Origin of the sequence: Mesorhizobium sp. M7A.F.Ca.CA.003.01.2.1, assembly GCF_003998945.1 — a bacterium.
Classification (GTDB): Bacteria; Pseudomonadota; Alphaproteobacteria; order Rhizobiales; family Rhizobiaceae; genus Mesorhizobium; species Mesorhizobium ciceri.
This window is the reverse complement of sequence record NZ_RZRA01000276.1, coordinates 1-6,056: the sequence shown is the minus strand read 5'-3', so window position 1 is coordinate 6,056 and position 6,056 is coordinate 1. Positions and strand designations below refer to the sequence as shown.

The following is a 6,056-nucleotide window of genomic DNA, read 5'->3' as shown; positions in this document are numbered from 1 at the left end:
CTGGCATGTCGCGCCAGGCTCTGATCAGGCACAATTGCCTGAAGTGCCTGCGGGCGCGCAACTCGTCGTGCCGCGCGACTTCCTCGGGCATGCCGAAACGGCGTTCTGCCATTCCGATCCCGGCCGGTTTGCCTTTCTCTACCGAATGCTGTGGCGATTGCGCGACGAAGCTAAACTGCTGGAAATCGCGTCGGATTCCGACACCAGGCGGCTCGAGGCCATGGAGAAGGCGGTGCGGCGCGACAGCCACAAGATGCACGCCTTCGTACGTTTCCGGAAAATCGGCGACGGTGCCGATGAGCGCTATGTCGCCTGGTTCGAGCCGGATCATTTCATCGTCGAGCGCAACGCCGATTTCTTCGTCAGACGTTTCACCGGCATGCGCTGGACGATCCTGACCCCTTATGCCTCTGCCGACTGGGATGGCGAAAGGCTGGCGATCGGGCCGGGCGCGGCCAAGGGCGATGCGCCTGATCAGGACGATACCGAGGCGCTCTGGCGCACCTATTTCGAGAACATCTTCAACCCGGCGCGATTGAAGGTGAAAACCATGCAGAAGGAGATGCCGAAGAAATATTGGCGGAACCTTCCCGAGGCCTCGCTCATTCCAGACATGATCGCAGGAGCGGACAAGGCCGCCAAGGACATGATTGCGAAGATGCCGACAACACCCGCGCCGCACCACGCAAAGGTGCAGGCACGGCATTGGCCGAAGCAGCCCGTCGAAGCACCGGAAGATGATGCAAGCACGATTCCGGAATTGCGCGAGGCAGCGAAAGGCTGCCGCCGCTGCCCGCTGTGGCGCGACGCGACGCAGACCGTCTTCGGTGAAGGCCCTGACAATGCCAAGGTGATCTTCGTCGGCGAACAGCCGGGGGATCAGGAGGACCTCGCCGGCAAACCTTTCGTGGGTCCGGCCGGCAAGGTGTTCGATGCGATCCTGGACGATGCCGGTGTCGACCGGCAAAAGGTCTATGTCACCAACGCGGTCAAGCACTTCAAGTTCGAGCCGCGCGGCAAGCGCCGCATCCACTCCAAACCGAATTCCGGTGAGATTCAGGCCTGCCGCTGGTGGATCGACCAAGAATTCGAGCTGATCAAGCCGAACCTCGCCGTGGCACTCGGCGCGACAGCGGCGATGTCGCTGCTCGGCAAGGCGATTCCGGTGACAAAGATGCGCGGACAAGTGATCGAGCGCGAGGACGGATTGCGCGTGTTCATCACCATCCATCCCTCCTTCATCCTGCGCATCCGCGAACCCGCGGACAAGGAGGCTGAACGCGAACGGTTCCTGCAGGACATGAAGCTGGTGAAGCGGCTGATGGCCGCCTGATTGTCTGTTTTGCGCGATTCCGGACAGAAAACCTTCCTGGAATTGCTGCGGCTACCTGATCAGAATTGCCCTGAGATCGTTGACATTCGTACCGGTCGGGCCGGGTACGAAGAGATCGTCAACCGCGTTGAAGGCCGTCCAGGCATTGTTGCCGGCAAGCATAGCCTTGGCGTCCACCCCGGCAGCGCGCATGCGCGACACGGTCGAAGCATCGGCAAAGGCACCGGCATTGTTTTCCGAACCGTCGATGCCGTCAGTGTCGGCGGCCAGCGCATTGATACCGTCGACGCCATTGATGCCGATGGCGAAGGCGAGCAGGAATTCCGAATTGCGGCCGCCCTTGCCTTTTGCGCGCAGCGTCACGGTTGTCTCGCCGCCCGACAGGATCAGCACCGGCTTCGAGAAAGGCCTGTTGCGCGTCGCCACTTCACGCGCGATCGCGGCGTGGACACCGCCAACCTCGCGCGCTTCGCCTTCGATGGCATCGGAGAGGATAACCGCCTCGACGCCTTGCCGTTTCGCTTCCGTAGCGGCGGCTTCCAGCGATACCCCGGCCGAAGCGATCAGATGCACCTCGTTGCGCAAAAAGCGCTCGTCATCCGGGCTTGGCGCATCGGCGGCCGGCGAATTGATATGCGCCATCACCGAGGCCGGCAGTTTCATGCCATAGGCCGATATCGAGGCCAGCGCGTCGGCGCGGCTGCCTGTATCCGGTACGGTTGGGCCGGAGGCGACCATTGCCGGATTATCGCCGGGAATATCGGAGACGATCAGCGACACCACCCTGGCCGGCCATGCGGCCGCCGCCAGCCTGCCGCCCTTGATGGTGGAAAGGTGCTTGCGGATAGTGTTCATCGCCGCGATCGGCGCACCCGAGGCGAGCAGCGCCTCATTGACGGCGATCTCGTCGGCCAGCGTCAAGCTGCCGGCCGGCGACGGCAACAGCGCCGAGCCGCCGCCGGAAATCAGCGCCACCACCAGATCGTCCGCCGTCAGCCCTTGCACCTTCGCCAGCAGCCGGCGCGAGGCTTCAAGGCCGGCATCGTCCGGCACCGGGTGCGCCGCCTCGATGATCTCGATGCGCTCGCAGGTCGCGCCATAGCCATAGCGGGTGACGACCAGCCCTTCGATGGGGGCGTCCCACACTTTCTCGAAGGCTGCCGCCATTTGCGCCGAGCCTTTGCCCGCGCCGATGACGATGGTACGGCCCTTGGGCTTGGCCGGCAGATGATCCCTGATGGTTCGTTCCGGATCGGCGGCGGCGACGGCGGCGTTGAAGATAGAGACGAGGAACGATTTGGGGTCGAGCACGGTCATTCGGCTTCCCGAGGCAATGCCAAGCCGCGCTTGTCGACGCCCAAATGATCGCACAGCGCATCGACGACGACGCCGTGATCCTCGCGCTCCGGCAGTCCGGAAACGGCGATGACGCCAATGACGCCGGTGCCCTTGGCGTTCACCGGAAAGCCACCGCCGGCCAGCACGTAGTCGGCAATATCCAGCCCTTCACCAATCTTGAAGGTGCGGTCGGGGCGCTGCTGTTCCAACACCATGCGATAGGTGCTTCTCAGGAACCGTTTGACCACATTGATCTTGCGCCGCGCCCAGTCGGGATTGGAAGCGTTCGAGCCCGGCAGCGCGGCGTAGAACAGCGGCCGGTCCCACAGCCTGATGTCGACTATGATGGGTAGATCTTCGGCGATTGCACGATCGCGAATGGCGGAGCCGATTTTGAAAGCGACGGCCTCGTCAAAGGTCGCGAAGACAAGGGTCTCTTCCTGTCTCTTGATCAGAGCGATGTCGTCAGCAACGGCCATTTTCTTTCTCCGAAATCGTCACACGTCGTGTGTACGACAAGCTCCGCTCGGTCAAGCTTCCGTGGCGTGGCCACCTTCTCCCGAGGGGAGAAGAGACGAGCACGGGCCTCGGCTTCCTCCTCTCCCCTCGGGGAGAGGCCGGATTGCCCCGAATTGCCTTCGCAATTCGGTTGGCAATCCGGGTGAGGGGGCCTTACCCCGCGCTCATGTCAGCCTTGGCTGGCCGCCCCGCCACATAAACTTCGCGGACGGAGCGGTCGTCGCCCAGCGTCTGCAGGAGAAAGAGTTCCTGCGCCAGCGTCTCGACCGTCTCCATCCTGAGTCGCATTCCCGGCGTTGCCCTGGCGTCCAGCACGACGATGTCGGCGTCGGTGCCCGCGTCCAGCGTGCCTATCTTTTCCACCACCGACAGCGCCTCGGCATTGCCGCGCGTCGTCTGCCAGAAGGACTGGAACGGGTTGAGCTTTTCGCCATTCAGCGCGATCACCTTGTAGCCTTCGTCCATGGTGCGCAGCATGGAGTAGTTGGTGCCGCCGCCGACATCGGTGGCGGCGGCGATGCGGATCGGCTTGTCGCGTCGGCGAAAGCGCTGATAATCGAAGAGGCCGGAGCCGAGGAAAAGGTTCGAGGTCGGGCAGAACACCGCCACCGAGCCCGAGTCCGAAAGCGCATCCGCTTCGCGCTCCGACAAATGGATGCAGTGGCCGAACAGGCTCTTTTTGCCTAACAGCCCGTAATGCTCGTAGACGTCGGTGTAGTCGCGCGCCCACGGGTAGAGTTCCTGCGTGAAAGCGATCTCGGCGTGGTTTTCCGACAGATGCGTCTGCATGTGCAGGCCGGGATGTTCGCGGCACAACACGCCCGCCATCTCCATCTGCTCCGGCGACGAGGTGATGGCGAAGCGCGGCGTGATGGCGTAGTGCTGGCGGCCCTTGCCGTGCCACTCCTTGATCAGCGCCTTTGTGTCGTCATAGCCGGATTGCGGGGTGTCGAGCACGCCGTCGGGCGCATTGCGATCCATCATCACCTTGCCGGCGATGTTGAGCATGTTGCGGTCATGCGATTCTGCGAAGAAGGCTTCGGCCGAGGCCTTGTGCACCGAGCAGTAGGCGGCGACCGTCGTGGTGCCGTGGCGCACCATTTCGTCGAGGAACAGCCGCGCGATGCGGCGGCCGTGCTGGGCGTTGGCGAACTTCGTTTCTTCCGGAAAAGTGTAGGTGTTCAGCCAGTCGAGCAGTTCGGCGCCGTAGGAGGCGATGATCTGCATCTGCGGAAAATGCGCATGGGCATCTATGAAGCCGGGCAGCAGCAGATGCGGCCGGTGGTCAATCCTTTTCACCGTTTCGTCGGCTTGCTTTTCAACATCGGCATAACTACCCGCGGCGACGATCCTGCCGTCACGGATCAGCAGTCCGCCATCCTCCTCGTAGCGCCAGGCGGAATGGTCTTCGAGAGTTTGCGGCCAGCGCACAAAGGACAGCGTGCGGCCGCGCAGAAGTGTCGAATTCATGCTATTTCCCTGCGCCTTCGAACCAGGCCACCAGCAGCGCCCGTTCCTTGTCGGTGATCTGAGAGACGTTGGCGGGCGGCATGGCGTGGCTGCGGCCGGCCTGCAGATAGATTTCGCGGGCGTGGTTGGCGATATCCGCATCGGTGTCGAGCATCACGCCCTTGGGCGCATGATAGATGCCCTCATAGACCGGCTCCGCCGCGTGGCACATTGAACAGCGGCCGAGCACGGTGTCGCGCACCGCCGGGAAATGCGCTGAAGCGACATAGACTTGCGCCGACGCGGATTCCTTGGGTTCGCCGGTCAGCACTTTCGGCGCGGTCGACAGCCAGATGATGACGATGAACAGGACGAGTGCCGCCATCCAGGTCCAGGTCGGATTGCCCTTGCGCGCATGGACCGAGTTGAAATAGTGCCGGATCAGCACGCCGATGATGAACACCAGCGAGGCGATGACCCAGTTGAACTCAGTGCCGAACGCCAGCGGATAGTGGTTCGACAGCATCAGGAACAGCACCGGCAGCGTCAGGTAATTGTTATGGAGAGAGCGCTGCTTGGCGATCTTGCCGTATTTCGGGTCGGGCTTGCGGCCGGCGATGAGGTCGGCGACGACGATCTTCTGGTTGGGGATGATGACCATGAAGACATTGGCCGACATGATCGTGGCGGTGATGGCGCCCAGATGCAGGAAGGCGGCACGGCCGGTGAACAGGTGGGTCAGTCCCCAGGCGATGAACACCAGCACGCAATAGAGCACCAGCATCAGGCCGGTGTCGCTTTTGCCCAGCGGCGAGCGGCACAGCAGATCGTAGACCACCCAGCCGACGCCGATCGTTGCCAGAGACAGCAGGATGCCGACCGGCACCGACATCGGCAGCACGTTCGGATCGATCAGGAACAGATCGGCCCCGGCATAATAGACGACGCACAGCATGGCGAAGCCGGAAAGCCAGGTGGCGTAGGATTCCCATTTGAACCAGGTCAGGTGTTCCGGCATTTCGGCCGGCGCCACCAGATATTTCTGGATGTGATAAAAGCCGCCGCCATGCACCTGCCATTCCTCGCCGAAGGCGCCGACGGGCATGCCGGGACGCTGGCGCAGGCCGAGATCGAGCGCGACGAAATAGAACGACGAGCCGATCCAGGCGATGCCGGTGACGACATGCAGCCAGCGCACGGCAAAACTCAGCCAATCCCAGAAAATCGCGAAATCCATCATTGAAATCGTCCCTGCCGATTGGGTGACTTTACGGGCTGGAGCGCAAACGGAAAGAGGCGAGGCGCACGAGGACTTTCAAAAAAAAATGGAAAATACTAGGTTGATCCTGCAAACCGGCGTAGGTGCTCCGCATGGCCTATCTCGACAACATCGCCGTCTTCGTTCGCGTCGTTGAAC

Annotated in this window: 5 protein-coding genes; 1 reads left to right on the top strand and 4 read right to left on the bottom strand. The window is 62.5% G+C overall.

What is annotated here, in order from left to right:
• Positions 1-1,333 (top strand): UdgX family uracil-DNA binding protein (locus EN969_RS13535; protein ID WP_127419175.1); only part of this gene is annotated, 1,333 nt, incomplete at its 5' end.
• Between the two features lie 51 nt (positions 1,334-1,384).
• Here the strand turns inward: EN969_RS13535 and EN969_RS13530 are convergent.
• From EN969_RS13530 to EN969_RS13515, 4 genes are all read right to left on the bottom strand, one after another.
• Entirely contained in the window at positions 1,385-2,650 is a 1,266-nt protein-coding gene (locus EN969_RS13530) for a glycerate kinase (RefSeq protein ID WP_063169828.1), read from the bottom strand.
• The gene (locus tag EN969_RS13525; RefSeq protein WP_063169827.1) at positions 2,647-3,150 is read right to left on the bottom strand and encodes a heme-degrading domain-containing protein; all 504 of its coding nucleotides are present in this window, start codon (positions 3,148-3,150) and stop codon (positions 2,647-2,649) included. Before EN969_RS13525 ends, EN969_RS13530 begins: the two co-directional genes overlap by 4 nt.
• Before the next feature lie 193 nt (positions 3,151-3,343).
• A complete protein-coding gene (gene guaD / locus EN969_RS13520; protein WP_063169826.1) occupies positions 3,344-4,660 on the bottom strand; it encodes a guanine deaminase in 1,317 nt (438 codons plus the stop codon).
• Position 4,661: 1 nt separating this feature from the next.
• Positions 4,662-5,879, bottom strand: a complete 1,218-nt coding sequence (locus EN969_RS13515) for a urate hydroxylase PuuD (protein ID WP_024501931.1) — start codon at positions 5,877-5,879, stop codon at positions 4,662-4,664.
• Between the last annotated feature and the right edge of the window lie 177 nt (positions 5,880-6,056).

Bases quoted from the DNA above. Each gene is read 5' to 3' on its own strand.
- EN969_RS13530 (WP_063169828.1), bottom strand. From the start codon at position 2,650: ATGACCGTGCTCGACCCCAAATCGTTCCTCGTCTCTATCTTCAACGCC.
- EN969_RS13525 (WP_063169827.1), bottom strand. From the start codon at position 3,150: ATGGCCGTTGCTGACGACATCGCTCTGATCAAGAGACAGGAAGAGACC.
- guaD (WP_063169826.1), bottom strand. From the start codon at position 4,660: ATGAATTCGACACTTCTGCGCGGCCGCACGCTGTCCTTTGTGCGCTGG.
- EN969_RS13515 (WP_024501931.1), bottom strand. From the start codon at position 5,879: ATGATGGATTTCGCGATTTTCTGGGATTGGCTGAGTTTTGCCGTGCGC.